Here is a 14509-nt window from a genome sequence, read left to right as displayed (position 1 = left end):
GCCGCCGATCCGTATGCGCCGTCCGTCGCGCCGCTGCTGTGGTACGGCATTCGCGCGCAGAACGACCCGCCGATCTCGCGGCCCGACTATCTGCATCCGGGCGTGCTCGGCGCGTATCTGAGCGCGCTCGTGCTGTTCCAGCAGATCAGCGGCGTCGACGTCCGCACGTTGGGGGCGCGCGAGCAAGCGGCCGCGCAGCTCGACATCGCGCCGGTCATGGCGGCAAGCCTGCAGGCCGTCGCGTCGGATACGGTGCGGCATGAACAGGCGGACGCAAAGGCGGCTGCCGAACACGCTGATCCGTGCGCATCGCCATGAACCCGGATGGCGCACGCCGGTCGCTGCACGTCTTTCGCCAACGGGCAGACGAATACGCGCGGTGAGGTGCGCCGCGCCGGCGCATTCCGCCGTACTGATGTGGAATATCGCCGCGCGCCGTGATAGTCGGCCGCAGCCGTTCGACTTCAACGCCTCATGGTTTTCCCTGCCCCGACGCTCGCCCGGTGGCCGGGCCCGCATCGGACGCCCGCCCCGTGGGCGTTTCGCAGCCTTTCTGAGCAGGAAAGGATGCTTGAGGCATCCGCAATTATCGAGCCGCGCGAATTCGCCGACCATGTTTCGGACGATCGGCGCAGCCCGCGCATTCGGCCTTTCACGGGCCGTGCGAGCCCCGCCGTCGCATCGCGCGACCGGGCCCGTGATGCCGGCCGCGAACGGCCGGGCGCTGCGCCGCGGCATATCGATAATCAGGAGACACGATGAACAGCCAATCCCTCGACCTCGGCGGCAATGCGGGCGGACCCGCGTCCGCAAGATCGTCCGCGGGCCGGGCCGGCGCCGATGCGGCGCTCCTTCCCGCCCGCGGCATCACGCTCGGCGAATTCATGGACGACCTGCCGGTCGGCGCATTGCACAGGTTCGTCGTGTGGGTGATCGGCATCGGGCTGTTCTTCGACATGTACGAGATCTTCCTCGTCAGCACGATCGGCACCGCGTTGCAGCATGAATACGGACTGAGCCGGGAAAGCGCCGATTTCAAGCTGCTGCTCGCGTCCGCGTTCATCGGGATGTTCGTCGGCGCGATCTGCCTGGGCAGCCTCGCCGACCGGATAGGCCGCCGCAAGGCGTTCCTGATGACGCTCGTCTGGTACAGCGCGTTTTCGCTGGTCGGCGCATTCTCGGTGAACGCCGACATGCTGGTCGCATGCCGGTTCCTGACGGGCATCGGCGTCGGCGCGATCTATCCGGTCGCCGACAGCTTCCTGTCCGAAATCCTGCCGAAGGAAAAGCGCGGGCGGCTCGCCGCGTGGGCCTACACGACCTCCTACGTCGCGGTGCCGCTGGTCGGCTTTCTCGCGCTGTGGCTCAACCCGCTGCATGTTGCGGGCGTGGCCGGCTGGCGCATCATCCTCGCGATCGGCAGCCTCGGCGCCGTGTACGTGCTGCTGATCCAGCACCGGTTGCCGGAAAGCCCGCGCTGGCTGCTCGCTCAAGGCCGCACGGCGGAAGCACATGCCGCGGCGCGGCGCTTCGCGCAAAGCGCCGGCGTACACGCACCCGAGCAGTTTGCCGAATCGGCTGAACCGCAGCGGCCGCTGGGCATCGGCGAGCGCATTGCGTTGCTGCGCCGTCGGCCGTACGGCAAGCGCTATCTGATGCTCGCGGTGTTCCATCTGTTCCAGGGCTTCGGCTATTACGGGTTCGGCACGCTCGCGGGCACGGTTGTCAAGAGCCGCGGTTTCGACGTGACGGACAGCACGCTGTTCATCGCACTGTCGTTCATCGGTTATCCGGTCGGCTCGCTGCTGTCGATTCCGCTGCTGAACTGGATCGAGCGCCGCACGCTCGTGATCGTGTCGATCCTGTCGATCGCCGCATTCGGGCTGGGCTTCGCATATTCGGGCAATACGGCGCTGATCGTCTGCTTCGGCTTGCTGACGACCTGCGCGTCGAACGTGTTCAGCAATGCGTATCACGTGTACCAGGCCGAAATCTTTCCGGCGCGCGTGCGCTCGACGGCGATCGGCAGCACCTATGCGCTGTCGCGCATCGTCAGCGGCGCGCTGCCGTTCATGCTGCTGCCGGTGCTCGCCGGTTACGGCGCGGGTGCGATGTTCGGCGTGATCTCGATTGCGCTCGGCATCGTCGCGGTCACGCTGCGCGTGCTCGGGCCGCTGACCACGCGGCGCAGCCAGGACGACATCAACCCGGTGTAATGCCCGGTGAAATGCGACAACCGCGCGGGGCGTGCCGATGCTTGCCTCGCGCGTCGCGGTTGAGGCGCGTTCAGCGCGCCGACATGAAATCGAACAGCTTTGCGATATCGGTGGTCAGCACGGTGCCGGCCTTCACGCCGACCCAAAGCGTGCGCATCGCCCACGCATCGTCGAGCGTCACGACCCCGAGCCGCGCTGCGCGCTCGCTGGTCACCGCGTCGCGCGGCAGCACGCCGATTCCGAGCCCGGCCTCGATCATCCGGCTCACGCCGTCGAAATTCGATACCTGGATGCGCAGCTTCAGCGAGCGTTCGGCCGCGAACGCGGCGTCGGTCATCCGCGCGAGCAGCGAACTGCCGTCGCTCAGGCCGACGTAGTCTTCATCGAGCGTATCCGCGAAGCGGATGCTGTCGTGCGCAGCGAAGCGATGTCCGCGCGGCACGAGCAGCACGAGTTCGTCGCGCCGGTACAGCCGGCGTTCGATGCCCGGCGCCGGCACGTTGTCGGCGAACACGCCAAGATCGGCCTTGCCGGACGCGAGCGCGTCGACGATCTCATGGCTCAGCCGCTCTTCGAGACTGACCTTGATGCCCGGATTGCCGGTGAGGAACGCGGCGAGATCGGCCGGCAGGAACTGGACGATGGCCGACGTGTTGGTCCACACGTGGATATGGCCGCGCACGCCGGCGACGTAGTCGCTCATCTCGTGCGCCATCCGGTTGACCTGCTCGATCACCTTCGCCGCATGGTCGAGCAGCGCGCGGCCCGCGGGTGTCAGTTCGACGCCGCGCGCGTGTCGGACGAACAGCGCACTGCCCGTCACGCTCTCGAGCTCCGCAATGCGCTTGCTGACCGCGGACAGCGTGAGCTGGCCATGTTCCGCCGCCTTGGTCAGGCTACCGTGCTCGGCGACGAGCGCGAACACGCGCAGCGACTGCAGATCGAAATGAAGCGGGTTCACCATGTCGTGGGTCCTGGGGGAAAGCCGTGCGGCGCGCGCGGTCGGTGCCGGATCGGCCTGATGCCGATCATACGCGCGGCCGTGCGGCCGTGCGGCTGTGAAATGGCCCGGTCAGCGCGACGTCAGCGCCTGCAATGCCGCGAGCATCGCGCCGTCCGGCTTCGCGAGATCGTCGAGCACCGAGAAATGCCGCATGCCGGGCAACCATGCGCGCGCAACGTGTTCGCCGGCTGCTTCGCATGCGTCGGCGTATTCATGCGCTTGCCGCACGAGCTCGGGCAGCTCGGCCGCGCCGACCGCGACGACGGTCGGCGCACCAGGCTCGACATGGTGCAGCGGGCTGTACGCGGCGATTTCGTGCGCGGTGAGCGTCAGCTTGTCGTCGAGCACGCACAGCGAGATCGGTTCGAGATCGACGAGCGGGCTGATCGCGAGCGCCGACACGACGGCCGGATGTGCGCGATGCACGGCCGTCAGGTGGCCGCCCGCCGAATGGCCGCTCAGGTGGAGCGGCCTGCCGGCGGTGCCGATGCCGTCCGGATCGGCCGCGAGATGATCGAGCAACGCGCCGATTTCAGCGACGATATCGGTCATCGATGCGGCCGGCGCGAGCGTGTATTCGGCGAGCACGACGTCGAAGCCGCGTGCGAGCGGGCCGGCCGAGGCGTACGCGAAATCCTCTTTCGCGCAGTGTTGCCAGTAGCCGCCGTGAATGAACACGAACAGCGGTGCGTCGGGCCGGCCGCAGTGCAGCCAGTCGAAGCGCTGCGCGGGACGCGGGCCGTAACGCAGGTCGCGGCTGCCGGGTGTCGCGTCGTACAGCGCTGCGCTGCGTGCCTGGCTGGACGCGAGCACCGCCGGGAAATCGGGAATGGCCTTCGTGTTCAGGTAGGCGGCGTCGAGTGCCGCGCGGTCCATGCCGCGATAGAGGATCGTCATTCGGGAAGCACCTGGTCGGATTGCGGATGCGCGGGTCCTGCGCGGAGCCCGCCGAGAAGGCGGCGGACAGGCCGACGCCGTCGTTTCATTATCCGCAGCGCGGGCGGGCCCGACTATCCGGAATCGGCGAGCAGGGTGCGCGCCTGTCCGCTTTCGGCGAGGGACTACGGTGCCGCGTGGTGGACAGTGCATGGACGCGTGGACAGGCGCGGGGAAGCGCCGCGCCACCCTGCTCCGTCAGATCGGCTCCGAGATCTCGATCAGGTTCAGGTCCGGATCGCGCACGTACACCGAGCGGATTTTCCGTGTCGCACCGGTGCGCTCGACGGGCCCTTCGACGATCGGCCATGCGACGCGCCGCAGATGCGCGATCACGTCGTCGAGCGGCACCGACGCGATGAAGCACAGGTCGAGCGCGCCCGGCACCGGCACGTGCGCCTTCGGCTCGAACTCCGCGCCGCGCACGTGCAGGTTGATCTTCTGGTTGCCGAAACGGAACGCGAGCCGCCCCGCGCCGAAGGTTTCGAGCTGCATCTGCAGCACCTCGGTGTAGAAGTGCTTCGTCCGTTCCGGATCGACGCAGGTCAGCACGAGGTGGTCGAGGTGGTCAATCAGCGCCATGTGATTCGCTCCTGTTCATGAGAAAGCCCGCTGCGCCGGCATGTCGCCGGCTTCGGCGCGCGGCGCCGGGTGAAGATCCCCGCGCCGCCCCGCCTTCAGGATCTGGCTCGGCACGTCGTGCCCGATCAGTTCGGGCAGCCGCGCGGCCGCGGCAAGCACGGCTGCGAGGTCGATGCCGGTATCGTAGCCGTCGAGCGCGAGCATGTGCACAAGCTCTTCGGTGCACGCGTTGCCGGTCGCGCCCGGTGCGTACGGGCATCCGCCGAGCCCGCCGAGCGAGGCGTCGAAGCGGTCGATGCCCGCATCGAGCGCGGCGAGCGTGTTGGCGAGCGCCATCCCGCGCGTGTTGTGAAAGTGCAGCGTGAGCTGCAACACGCCGAAGCGCTCGCGTGCGCGTTGGCCGAGATCGCGTACCTGCGACGGAAACGCCATGCCGGTCGTATCGCACAGCGTGAAGCCGTGCACGCCGAGATCGGCGAACCGCTGCATCCATGCGAGCACGGTTTCCGCGCGCACGTCGCCCTCCATCGGGCAACCCATCGCGGTCGACAGCGACACGTTGATCGCGACGCCCGTGCCGCGCACCGTGTCGATCACGTCGCGCAACTGCGCGAACGACTGTTCGCGGGTCATTCGCAGGTTCGCGCGGTTGTGGCTCTCGCTCATCGACATCACGAGGTTCACTTCGTCGACGCCGCACGACAGCGCGCGCTCCGCGCCGCGCACGTTCGGCACGAGCACCGTATAGACGACGCCCGGCGCGCGCACGATGCCGTGCATCACGGCCTCGGCATCGCGCAGTGCGGGAATCGCCTTCGGCGACGTGAACGACGTGACTTCGATCTTCGCGTAGCCGCATGCGCTCAGCGCATCGACGAGCGCGATCTTGTCGTCGGTGTCGACGAAGGCCGCTTCGTTCTGGAAACCGTCGCGTGTCGCGACTTCGTGGATGTAGAGTCGTCGGGGTTGTGTGCGCATGTCGTCGCTCCTGGGGGGCCGTTCAGATCACGCCGCGCGTGCGCCAGTCGTCGCGCGTCGCGGCATCGATGCCGATCGATTCGAGTACGGCATCGGTATGCGCGCCGAGCGCGGGCGCCGCACGCTCGATGTGTCCCGGCGTCGCGCCCAGTTTCGGCACGATGCCCGGCACGAGCACCGGCGTGCCGTCGGGCAACGCGGCGTCGACGATCATGTCGCGCGCGCGGTAATGCGGGTCGGCCGCGATGTCGGCGACGTCGTAGATGCGTCCGGACGGAATGCGCGCTTCGTTCAGCGCGGCCAGCACGTCGTCGAGATCACGCTGCGCGCTCCATTCGCCGATCGCCGCGTCGATGCGCGCGACCTGAGCGACGCGGCCGTCGTTGTGCGCGAGCGCGGGATCGTTGCCGAGGTCGGGGCGCGCGATCAGCGCCATCAGGCGCCGGAAGATGCTGTCGCCGTTGCCGGCGATCAGCGCGTACTTGCCGTCGCGGCACCGGTACGCGTTGGTCGGTGCGATGCCGGGCAGGCTGCTGCCGGCCGCCTCGCGCACCGCGCCGAACGCCGAGTATTCGGGCAGCAGGCTTTCCATCATGTTGAAGACCGACTCGTACAGCGCAACGTCGACGACCTGCCCCTGGCCGCCCTGCTGTTCGCGATGCCGCAGCGCGAGCAGCACGCCGATCACGCCGTGCAGCGCCGACAGCGAATCGCCGAGCGACACGCCCACACGCACCGGCGTACGGCCGGGCTCGCCGGTCAGGTGCCGCAGGCCGCCCATCGCCTCGGCGATCACGCCGAAACCGGGCCGGTCGCGGTACGGGCCGGTTTGCCCGAAGCCGGACACGCGCAGCATCACGAGTCCCGGGTTGATGGCGGACAGCGTGTCCCAGCCGAGCCCCCAGCCTTCGAGCGTGCCTGGCCGGAAGTTCTCGATCAGCACGTCGGTTTCGGCGACGAGGCGGCGCACGACGTCCTGCCCTTCGGCGGTACGCAGGTCGAGCGCGAGCGAGCGCTTGTTGCGCGACTGCGCGGCCCACCAGACCGACGTGCCTTCGTGCAGCAGCCGCCATTTGCGCAACGGGTCGCCGACGCCGGGCGGCTCGACCTTGATCACGTCCGCGCCGAATTCCGCGAGCATCCGGCCCGCGAACGGCCCGGCGATCAGTTGGCCGAGTTCCAGCACGCGGATGCCGTCCAGGGGTCTCGTCATGACTGTCTCCGATGAAATCGTGTTGTCGATGACGGCGATCATGACGGCGTTCGCGCCCGGCGAAAATCGATCGATGCTCAACCAGCCTTTCCCGGACGGAAAGGCTGGCAGGCGTGACGATACGACGTACGTTGCATCGGCCTTTCCATCCGGGAAAGCGCACTCGCGCAACGGTCAAGCCGGGCCGCGCGCGCCGTTGGCAGAATCGTTGCCGTTGCGCGCCCGCCGGGCGCCCGTCAGCGAGGCCCGCCATGTTTTCCAGCTCTTCTCCCGCGAAGATCGTGTTTCTCGACCGCGCGACGCTGTCGCCGCAGACCGTGTTGAAGCCGTTGCCGTTTCCGCACGTGCTCCATACGTTCGAACGGACGGCCGCGTTCGAGGTGGCCGAACGCATCGGCGACGCGGACATCGTCGTCACCAACAAGGTCCGGCTCGACGCGGCGGCACTCGCCGATGCGCCACACCTGAAGATGATCGCGATCGCGGCCACCGGCACCGACATCGTCGATCTCGATGCATGCGCGGCGCGCGGCATCGTCGTCAGCAACATTCGCGGGTATGCGGTGCGCACCGTGCCCGAGCACACGTTCGCGCTGATCTTCGCGCTGCGGCGCAGCCTCGTCGCCTATCGCGACGCGGTGCGGGCGGGACGCTGGCTCGACAGCGGACAGTTCTGCTTCTTCGATCACCCGATTCGCGACCTGGCCGGCTCGACGCTCGGGATCGTCGGCGACGGCGTGCTTGGCCGCGCGGTGGCCGGCATCGCGCGCGCGCTCGACATGCGCGTGCTGTTTGCCGCGCACGGCGACGCGCGGGGAGACGATCACGTGCCGCTCGACGCGCTGCTGCACGACAGCGACGCGATCACGCTGCACTGCCCGCTCACGCCGGCCACGCGCAACCTGATCGACGCACGCGCCTTCGCACGGATGGCGCGCCGCCCGTTGCTGATCAATACCGCGCGCGGCGGAATCGTGGATGAAAGCGCGCTGGTCGACGCGCTGCAGTCCGGGCAGATCTCGGGCGCGGGGTTCGACGTGCTCACGCAGGAGCCGCTGCCGGCCGCGCATCCGTTTCACGCGATTCTGTCGCATCCGGCCTTCATCCTGACGCCGCATGTCGGATGGGCGAGCGACGAGGCGATGCAGGCGCTGGCCGACCAGCTCGTCGACAACGTCGCCGCCTTTGCGGCGGGCGAGCCGCATAACGTCGTGTGATGCATTCGGGAAGCGGCGATCGTTTCGACCGCGCAGACAGAACGGCCCCGCTCGATTGCTCGAAGCGGGGCCGGCTGGATTCGGGGTCGCGGGTGCCGACGACTCGGCGCGTCGATCAGCGCGCGTGCATCCGCGCAGTCTTGCGACCAGGTTGCGGATTCCCCGGGCGCGCTACGCGAACGAACGCCGGCTGCCAAAGCGGCCGGACGCGTCTGAAACGGATTTCGATGCGCGAATCAGTACGCGGACATCTCGACGCAAGGATCGACCTTCGACGGCGAGCAGATGGCCGAATACTTGGCGCTTTCGCGCATCAGCGCTTCGCCTTCGTGCAGCGCGATCTTGATCTCGGGGTGACGCTCGTACGCGAGGAATGCGGAGCAGACGACCGCGGACATCACGATCAGGGAAAACACAAATTTTTCAAGGGATTGGAAACGTTCGGGCATGATTCGACCTTTCTTCTACCCAATGATTATATCTCGAATTAAGGGTTTTCCCTATATGTTGGCCCGTATATCGAAAATTGGCTCGACCGATGGCGGGCCGGTGTTCGCGCCCCTTTTCATGTCAATCCGGGCTTGAGCGCGGGTCGAACAAGCGTCGGGGATCGGTGCGGATGCCGGCACGGCGAGCGCGGCGGGCCGCACGGCGCCGGGCGCACCGCTGCCGGCATAGCGGTGCGCGGGCGCTGACCGGTGCGCTCGTCGCGACCGGTGGAAGCATCCGTTATCGGGGGCAGGTCTTCGACAAAAAGTGAGCGGCGATGCGGTGGGCATCGGCTGCACCGCACACTGCAATCGGCAGGACGGCCACCCGGTGCGTTACTGCGGCGCCGACGCGGCGCTGGCCGCATTGCCGGGCCATGCCTTGCCGATCCTGTCGATCATCGATTTGGCGGCGCCCGTCGCGATGGCCGCATCGACGCCCGACGTCTGCCACGATCCGTCGGCGGCCTGCACGAACGTGAGGTTCGCGCGCGACGGCGAGTAATCGGTATTGCGCCACGTGACCACGACGTCGCACGTATAGGTGCGCTCGCCGACCTTCTTGCAGTCGCCGTCGGGTTTGGCCGAGATCACGTCGGCCGACACGGGCAGCGGCTGGCCGAACAGCGCGTTCAGGCCGCCGTGGTTTTCCGCTTCGAGCGCACGGCGCACCGCGGCGTCGACGTCGCCCGATCCGGGACCGTCGTGGAGCAGGTTGCAGGCGGCAAGCAGCGAGGCGGCACAGCCGAGCGTGAGCAGCGTTTGAAACTTCATGGATATCCGTGCATCGGGTGAACGTCGGGCGGCGTGCGGCGATGCGCGATGAGCGCAACGCCTGGCCGGTACGCCGCGTAGTCTGCAACGTCCGCGTGTCGTGCGCGGTATCCATTTGTAACCAATTGCACGGATGCGTGCAGGCCAACGGACGCGCGGCGCAATGCTATCGCGCCGCCGCCCTGCTGCCGCGTCGACTGGGTTCGCGCCTACTGTCGCTACTGCCGCTCCTGCTTCACGCGGCTCACCAGCTGCGTCGGGCTCACGAACTGCAGCGCGATCACGACCCAGATGAGCGTGATGGCCATGTAGATCATCGCCATCGCATCGATCGACTGCGGCGCGCGCACGCCGGTCGAAAACACCGCGTAATACAGCGCGACGACGAGCGTCTGCGTGCTCGGGCCCGCGGTGAAGAAGGTCAGCTCGAACATCCCGATCGTGCGCACCAGCACGAGCAAGCACGCGGCGAGCATGCCGGGCACCAGCAGCGGCAGCAGCACGTAGCGGAAATAGCGCCACGTGTTCGCACCGAAGATCCGCGCGGCGGATTCGAGATTCGGGTCGATCTGCTCGATGAACGGCGTCATCACGAGGATCACGAACGGCAGCGCCGGCACCAGGTTCGCGAGGATCACGCCCGGCAGCGTGCCCGCGAGTCCGACCTTGTACATGACGGTCGCCATCGGGATCCCGTACGTGACGGGCGGCACCATCAACGGCAGCAGGAACACCAGCAGCGCGAAGCGCTTGCCGCGGAACTGCACGCGCGCGAGCGCATACGCGGCCGGGACGCCGAGCGCGACCGACAGCAGCACGACCGCGCCGACGACTTCGACGGTCACCCACAGCACGCTCGCGAGCTGGAAGTCTTCCCATGCCTTCGCGTACCAGTGCAGCGTGAAGCCCTGCGGCAGCGGCGTACCGAACCAGCGCGTCGCGACCGAGTTCACCGCGACGGTCGCGATCAGCAGCATCACGTTCAGCAGGAAGAACGCCATCAGCCCCCACACGAGCGCCTTCCACGCGCGACCGGCAAGGTTGCCGCGCATCTTCCGCGGCTTCATCGCGTTGACGGGCTGCGCACCGGGCGGGGTGGGCTTCGGCGGCCATGTCGGCGCGGCATGATTGTCGGTCCCCATCAGCCCTTGCCTCCCGTGACCGGACCGGTATAGAAGAAGCGGCGAGCGCCCAGCATCGCTGCGACCACTAGCAACTGCACGAAACCCATCACGATCGCGATCGCGGACGCGAGCGAATAGTCATAGCTCTCGAACGCGGCTTCGGCTGCCGCGATCGAGATCACGCGCGTCGGCCCGGCCGGCGCGCCGAGCAGCACGGCCGACGGAAACACCGAGAACGCCTGCACGAACGACAGGCACGCGGCCATCGTGAGTCCCGGCACGAGCAGCGGCAGGTAGATCTGCCGGAACTGCTGCCACGGGTTCGCGCCGAGGGTGGCCGCGGCGCGCGCGAGCGTCGGATCGATACCGCTGACGTACGACAGCATCAGCAGGAACGCGAACGGAAAACCCGACACGATCAGCGACAGCAGCACGCCCCAGTAGTTGTGCGTGAGGCGCACTTCGTCCGTGTACAGGTGCAGCCCCTGCAGCGCCTGCGGGAACCAGCCGTTCGGGCCGAAATACGTGAGCATTCCGTCGGCGACGAGCACCGTGCCGAGCGTGACGGGAATCACGAGCAGCGTCGTGACGAACTTCTGGTACGGCGAATTGCGGCGCAGCGCGAACGCGACGGGCACCGAGATGCCGACGTTGATCAGCGTGGCCGGCACCGCGAGCTTGAGCGTGACGAGCACGGTCGGCCACATCGCGGTATCGGTGAAGAACTGCACGTAGTTCGCGAGCGCGCCGCCGCCGTTCATCGGCTGGAACGACAGCACGAGGCCGTAGGCGAACGGATAGATGAACAGCGCGACGATGAACGCGAGCGCGGGCGCGACGAGCCACGCCTTCGCATCGCGCCGCGTACCGGCCGCGAGCGTGCTCATGCGGCCTCCCGGCGGGCCGCCGCCGTGCGTGCGCCGCTCATTTCGCGTCTCCCGCGTAGACGAGCGTGCGCGCCGGCGCCACGCGCAGGCGCAGCCGCTGGCCTTCGGCGAATTCGCCGGCCACGCGCGCCCAGATCGGGCCGAACGGCGTGGTGGCGCGGATCAGCGAATCGCGGCCGCCGTACTCGAGCGTGTCGACCGTCGCGTCGAACGCGTTGTCGGCGCCTTCCTCCGCGCGTTCGATATCGTCGGGGCGCAGCGCGACCAGCACGTCCTTGCCGTCGAAACCGGCCATCGGCACGCCCGTGATGCGCACGCCTGCTGCAGTGACGCTCACGTGATCGCCGGCCATTCCTTCGAGCGCGAACGGCAGCACGTTGCGATAGCCCATGAAGCGAGCGACGTGCAGGTTGTGCGGGCGCGTGTACACGTCCTTCGGCGACGCGACCTGCTGCACGACGCCCTCCTTCATCACGACGATCCGGTCGGCCATCGACAGCGCCTCGTCCTGATCGTGCGTCACGTAGATCGTCGCGCGTTCGAGCTGCGTGTGGATGCGGCGGATCTCGGCCCGCATCTCGATGCGCAGCTTCGTGTCGAGGTTAGACAGCGGCTCGTCCATCAGCACCAGCGGCGGCTCGATGACGATCGCGCGCGCGATCGCGACGCGCTGCTGCTGGCCGCCCGACAGTTGCCCGGGCAGCTTGCCTTCATGGCCGACGAGTTGCACGAGTTCGAGCGCCTGCTGCGCACGCCGCCGTGTTTCCTGTTTCGGCACACCGCGCATCTTGAGCCCGAAGCCGACGTTCTCGAGCACCGACATGTGCGGAAACAGCGCGTAGTTCTGGAACACCATCCCGAAGCCGCGGCGCTCGGGCGGCAGCACGTCGATGCGCGTGTCGTCGAGCCAGATGCCGCCGCTCGTGAGCGGCTGCAGCCCGGCAATGCAGTTCAGCGCGGTCGACTTGCCGCAACCGGACGGGCCGAGCAACGCGATGAACTCACCGCGCCTGATGTCGAGATCGAGCCCGCTTAGCGCGGCGACCTGCGCACCCTCCGCATTGGTGAAGCTGCGGCATACGCCGTCGAGCCGCAGCCGTTCGAAACCGTGCTTCATTACGCGAACTCCGTCGGCGCGGGCGCCGCAGCGCCCGCAGGGTCATGCGTCATTTCGACTTCTGCGAACCGATCTCGCGGTCCCACTTCTGGAACGCGGCGACCATCGCCTGCGCGCTGAGCGGCTGCACGTGGGGATGATCGGCCAAGAGCTTTGCGTACTCGGGGCGGCCGAATTTCCTGATCACGTCCTGGCTGTGCGCGGGCGCCATCTCCAGCGTCACGCCTTTCACCGCCGGGCCCGGATAGAAGTAGCCGTCGTCGTAGGTCATTGCCTGCTGAGGCGGCTCGAGCAGGAAGTTCATCAGCTTGAACAGCACGTCGAGCTTGTCCTTCGGCACGCCCTTCGGGATCACCATGTAGTGCGCATCGTTGACCCACGTCATGTTGTCGAACGCTTGGATCCGGAAGTCGGCCGGCACGATGCCGAGCGCGCGCGGGTTGATGTCCCAGCCGGTGACGGTCACGGTCATGTCGCGCGTGCCTTCGCCGAGCTCCTTCATCACCGCCGACGTGCCGCCCGGGTAGTACGGGATGCAGTCGTTGAGCTGCTTCAGGAACGCCCAGGTCTTGTCCCAGCCGTTGATCGGGTCCTGCGGGTTCTTGTCGCCGAGCACGTACGGGAGCCCCATCAGGAACGTGCGGCCCGGGCCCGAGTTGGCCGGGCGCGCGTAGATCAGCTTGTTCGGATGCGCCTTGCACCACGCGAGCAACTGGGCGGGCGTCTTCGGCGGATCGCCGACCTTGGCCGGGTTGTATTCGAGCAGCGGGCCGGCCGGCATGTAGGTCACTTCGAGGCCGAAGCCCTGCGCGAGATCCTGCATCTTGCGCGGGCCGGGCGCGTACTTGTCGAGCACGCCGGGGAACGCGCCCGCGTTGTCGGGCAGCAGCTTGAGCCAGAGATTCTGCTCGATGCCGGCGGCCAGCGCGTCGGTGCCGGTCAGCACGAGGTCGATGTCGGAGCGCCCCGCCGCCTGCATCGCCTTGATCTTGCCCGGCAGTTGCGGCGCGGGCGCATTCGTGAACGTGACGGTCGAGACGAGATTCGGGTTCTTGTCCCTGAAGGCCTCGATGGCCTTCTGCGTCAGTTGCAGGTTGCCCGCGACATCGACGACATTCAGCGACACGGGGGCCGCGACAGCCGCCGCGGCCGACAGCGTGAAGCCCAGCGCCAGGGCGATTCGGCATACGCGGCGCCCGATCGTGGTTGTGTTCATGTCTCCTCACTTCGGTCGGTGGATGGGACCTTTCTTTCAGGAAATCATGACGGTGTTATACGATGTCGGTCAACAAAAAACCGAGCGGCGCGGGGCGGGAATTTCCCTAACAAAAACCTTCCGTTTGTCGAGGATTTGCCGATTGACCGATTTCGTGGCGCCAGGTGGCAATGGATGCGAGGTGTGCTAGGACGTCGTATATCAATAGCCGCTGAAATGAAATCGGTTCACGTCGCCGCGCCGGCCCGGGCACGTGTGCGGCACGGCGCGTTACGGGGCGGCACTCAGGCCGCACGAAGCGCGACCGCCTCGCCGATCAGCCGCTCGGCATCCCGCCACTCGCCATACCCGGACGCCGGATTCAGGTGCCCGACCGCCCCGAGATCGACGAGCCGGCTGCCCCACCCTGCCGCCAGCGCCTGCACGCGTTCGAAACGCGCGAGCGGATCGTTGCGGCTCGCGGCCACGATGCTCGGAAACGGCAGCGGCCGGGTCGGCACCGGCGTCCAGCCGTGCGCATCGAGCACATCGGGTGTCGGATAGCCGTCGGGCATCGGCGTATCCAGGTCGGCCGGCGTCGCGAGCAGCGCGCCGTCGATCGCCCGCGTGCCCTGCAGCGCCCAATGCACGGCGATCATCACACCCGCGCTGTGCGCGACCAGAATCACGGGGCCGTCGATCGCGGCCAGCGCCGCATCGAGCGCCGCGACGCGCGCGGCGCGGCTCAGCTTGTCGGCCTCGAGCGGCGCGACGGCGCG

General features: G+C 67.9%; 14 protein-coding genes and 1 pseudogene. 3 read left to right on the top strand and 12 right to left on the bottom strand.

All coding sequences use genetic code 11. The features are described from left to right. A pseudogene (locus J7024_RS33970) lies at positions 1-318 on the top strand (hypothetical protein); the annotation flags it as partial. Positions 319-758: 440 nt separating this feature from the next. Next, positions 759-2216, top strand: a complete 1458-nt coding sequence (locus J7024_RS33965; RefSeq protein WP_124825683.1) for an MFS transporter — start codon at positions 759-761, stop codon at positions 2214-2216. 70 nt (positions 2217-2286) lie between these two features. On the opposite strand, the gene J7024_RS33960 is transcribed toward J7024_RS33965, so the two are convergent. The 5 genes from J7024_RS33960 to J7024_RS33940 all read right to left on the bottom strand — a co-directional run bounded on the left by J7024_RS33960 (position 2287) and on the right by J7024_RS33940 (position 6928). Beyond that, positions 2287-3180 carry a LysR family transcriptional regulator gene (locus J7024_RS33960; protein WP_124825684.1) on the bottom strand — a complete coding sequence of 298 codons (894 nt, stop codon included), beginning with the start codon at positions 3178-3180 and terminating at the stop codon, positions 2287-2289. Positions 3181-3288: 108 nt separating this feature from the next. Then, on the bottom strand, positions 3289-4116 hold the full coding sequence (locus J7024_RS33955) for an alpha/beta hydrolase (RefSeq protein ID WP_124825685.1): 828 nt from the start codon (positions 4114-4116) through the stop codon (positions 3289-3291). Positions 4117-4353: 237 nt separating this feature from the next. Continuing rightward, a complete protein-coding gene (locus tag J7024_RS33950; protein WP_124825686.1) occupies positions 4354-4737 on the bottom strand; it encodes a VOC family protein in 384 nt (127 codons plus the stop codon). Between the two features lie 15 nt (positions 4738-4752). Beyond that, entirely contained in the window at positions 4753-5715 is a 963-nt protein-coding gene (locus tag J7024_RS33945) for a hydroxymethylglutaryl-CoA lyase (RefSeq protein ID WP_175750862.1), read from the bottom strand. Between the two features lie 22 nt (positions 5716-5737). Further along, entirely contained in the window at positions 5738-6928 is a 1191-nt protein-coding gene (locus J7024_RS33940) for a CaiB/BaiF CoA transferase family protein (RefSeq protein ID WP_124825688.1), read from the bottom strand. 251 nt (positions 6929-7179) lie between these two features. Here J7024_RS33940 and J7024_RS33935 point away from each other — a divergent pair, with 251 nt between their 5' ends. Beyond that, the gene (locus J7024_RS33935) at positions 7180-8145 is read left to right on the top strand and encodes a D-2-hydroxyacid dehydrogenase (protein ID WP_175770135.1); all 966 of its coding nucleotides are present in this window, start codon (positions 7180-7182) and stop codon (positions 8143-8145) included. 236 nt (positions 8146-8381) lie between these two features. Here the strand turns inward: J7024_RS33935 and J7024_RS33930 are convergent, their stop codons facing one another. The 7 genes from J7024_RS33930 to J7024_RS33900 form a co-directional block, all read right to left on the bottom strand. Further along, positions 8382-8594, bottom strand: a complete 213-nt coding sequence (locus tag J7024_RS33930) for a hypothetical protein (RefSeq protein WP_096505276.1) — start codon at positions 8592-8594, stop codon at positions 8382-8384. A gap of 375 nt (positions 8595-8969) precedes the next feature. Then, positions 8970-9407: a hypothetical protein gene (locus J7024_RS33925; protein ID WP_124825690.1), complete on the bottom strand. Its 438-nt coding sequence runs from the start codon at positions 9405-9407 to the stop codon at positions 8970-8972. A gap of 218 nt (positions 9408-9625) precedes the next feature. Beyond that, positions 9626-10549, bottom strand: a complete 924-nt coding sequence (locus J7024_RS33920; RefSeq protein ID WP_199568435.1) for an ABC transporter permease — start codon at positions 10547-10549, stop codon at positions 9626-9628. Further along, entirely contained in the window at positions 10549-11418 is an 870-nt protein-coding gene (locus J7024_RS33915) for an ABC transporter permease (protein WP_124825692.1), read from the bottom strand. The genes J7024_RS33920 and J7024_RS33915 overlap by 1 nt, the downstream gene beginning before the upstream one ends. Before the next feature lie 37 nt (positions 11419-11455). Then, entirely contained in the window at positions 11456-12535 is a 1080-nt protein-coding gene (locus J7024_RS33910) for an ABC transporter ATP-binding protein (RefSeq protein WP_124825693.1), read from the bottom strand. A gap of 49 nt (positions 12536-12584) precedes the next feature. Next, positions 12585-13751 carry an ABC transporter substrate-binding protein gene (locus J7024_RS33905; protein WP_124825694.1) on the bottom strand — a complete coding sequence of 389 codons (1167 nt, stop codon included), beginning with the start codon at positions 13749-13751 and terminating at the stop codon, positions 12585-12587. 284 nt (positions 13752-14035) lie between these two features. Continuing rightward, the coding region (locus J7024_RS33900) for an RBBP9/YdeN family alpha/beta hydrolase (RefSeq protein WP_234745869.1) at positions 14036-14509 on the bottom strand (474 nt) is incomplete at its 5' end.

Source organism: Burkholderia sp. WTPI3 (assembly GCF_021483755.1).
Classification (GTDB): Bacteria; Pseudomonadota; Gammaproteobacteria; order Burkholderiales; family Burkholderiaceae; genus Burkholderia.
The sequence above is the reverse complement of the archived record's forward strand: the minus strand, read 5'-3'. Positions and strand labels throughout refer to the sequence as shown.

Excerpts from the sequence above, each read along its gene's own strand:
- J7024_RS33965 (WP_124825683.1), top strand. The coding sequence starts at position 759 with ATGAACAGCCAATCCCTCGACCTCGGCGGCAATGCGGGCGGACCCGCG.
- J7024_RS33960 (WP_124825684.1), bottom strand. The coding sequence starts at position 3,180 with ATGGTGAACCCGCTTCATTTCGATCTGCAGTCGCTGCGCGTGTTCGCG.
- J7024_RS33955 (WP_124825685.1), bottom strand. The coding sequence starts at position 4,116 with ATGACGATCCTCTATCGCGGCATGGACCGCGCGGCACTCGACGCCGCC.
- J7024_RS33950 (WP_124825686.1), bottom strand. The coding sequence starts at position 4,737 with ATGGCGCTGATTGACCACCTCGACCACCTCGTGCTGACCTGCGTCGAT.
- J7024_RS33945 (WP_175750862.1), bottom strand. The coding sequence starts at position 5,715 with ATGCGCACACAACCCCGACGACTCTACATCCACGAAGTCGCGACACGC.
- J7024_RS33940 (WP_124825688.1), bottom strand. The coding sequence starts at position 6,928 with ATGACGAGACCCCTGGACGGCATCCGCGTGCTGGAACTCGGCCAACTG.
- J7024_RS33935 (WP_175770135.1), top strand. The coding sequence starts at position 7,180 with ATGTTTTCCAGCTCTTCTCCCGCGAAGATCGTGTTTCTCGACCGCGCG.
- J7024_RS33930 (WP_096505276.1), bottom strand. The coding sequence starts at position 8,594 with ATGCCCGAACGTTTCCAATCCCTTGAAAAATTTGTGTTTTCCCTGATC.
- J7024_RS33925 (WP_124825690.1), bottom strand. The coding sequence starts at position 9,407 with ATGAAGTTTCAAACGCTGCTCACGCTCGGCTGTGCCGCCTCGCTGCTT.
- J7024_RS33920 (WP_199568435.1), bottom strand. The coding sequence starts at position 10,549 with ATGGGGACCGACAATCATGCCGCGCCGACATGGCCGCCGAAGCCCACC.
- J7024_RS33915 (WP_124825692.1), bottom strand. The coding sequence starts at position 11,418 with ATGAGCACGCTCGCGGCCGGTACGCGGCGCGATGCGAAGGCGTGGCTC.
- J7024_RS33910 (WP_124825693.1), bottom strand. The coding sequence starts at position 12,535 with ATGAAGCACGGTTTCGAACGGCTGCGGCTCGACGGCGTATGCCGCAGC.
- J7024_RS33905 (WP_124825694.1), bottom strand. The coding sequence starts at position 13,751 with ATGAACACAACCACGATCGGGCGCCGCGTATGCCGAATCGCCCTGGCG.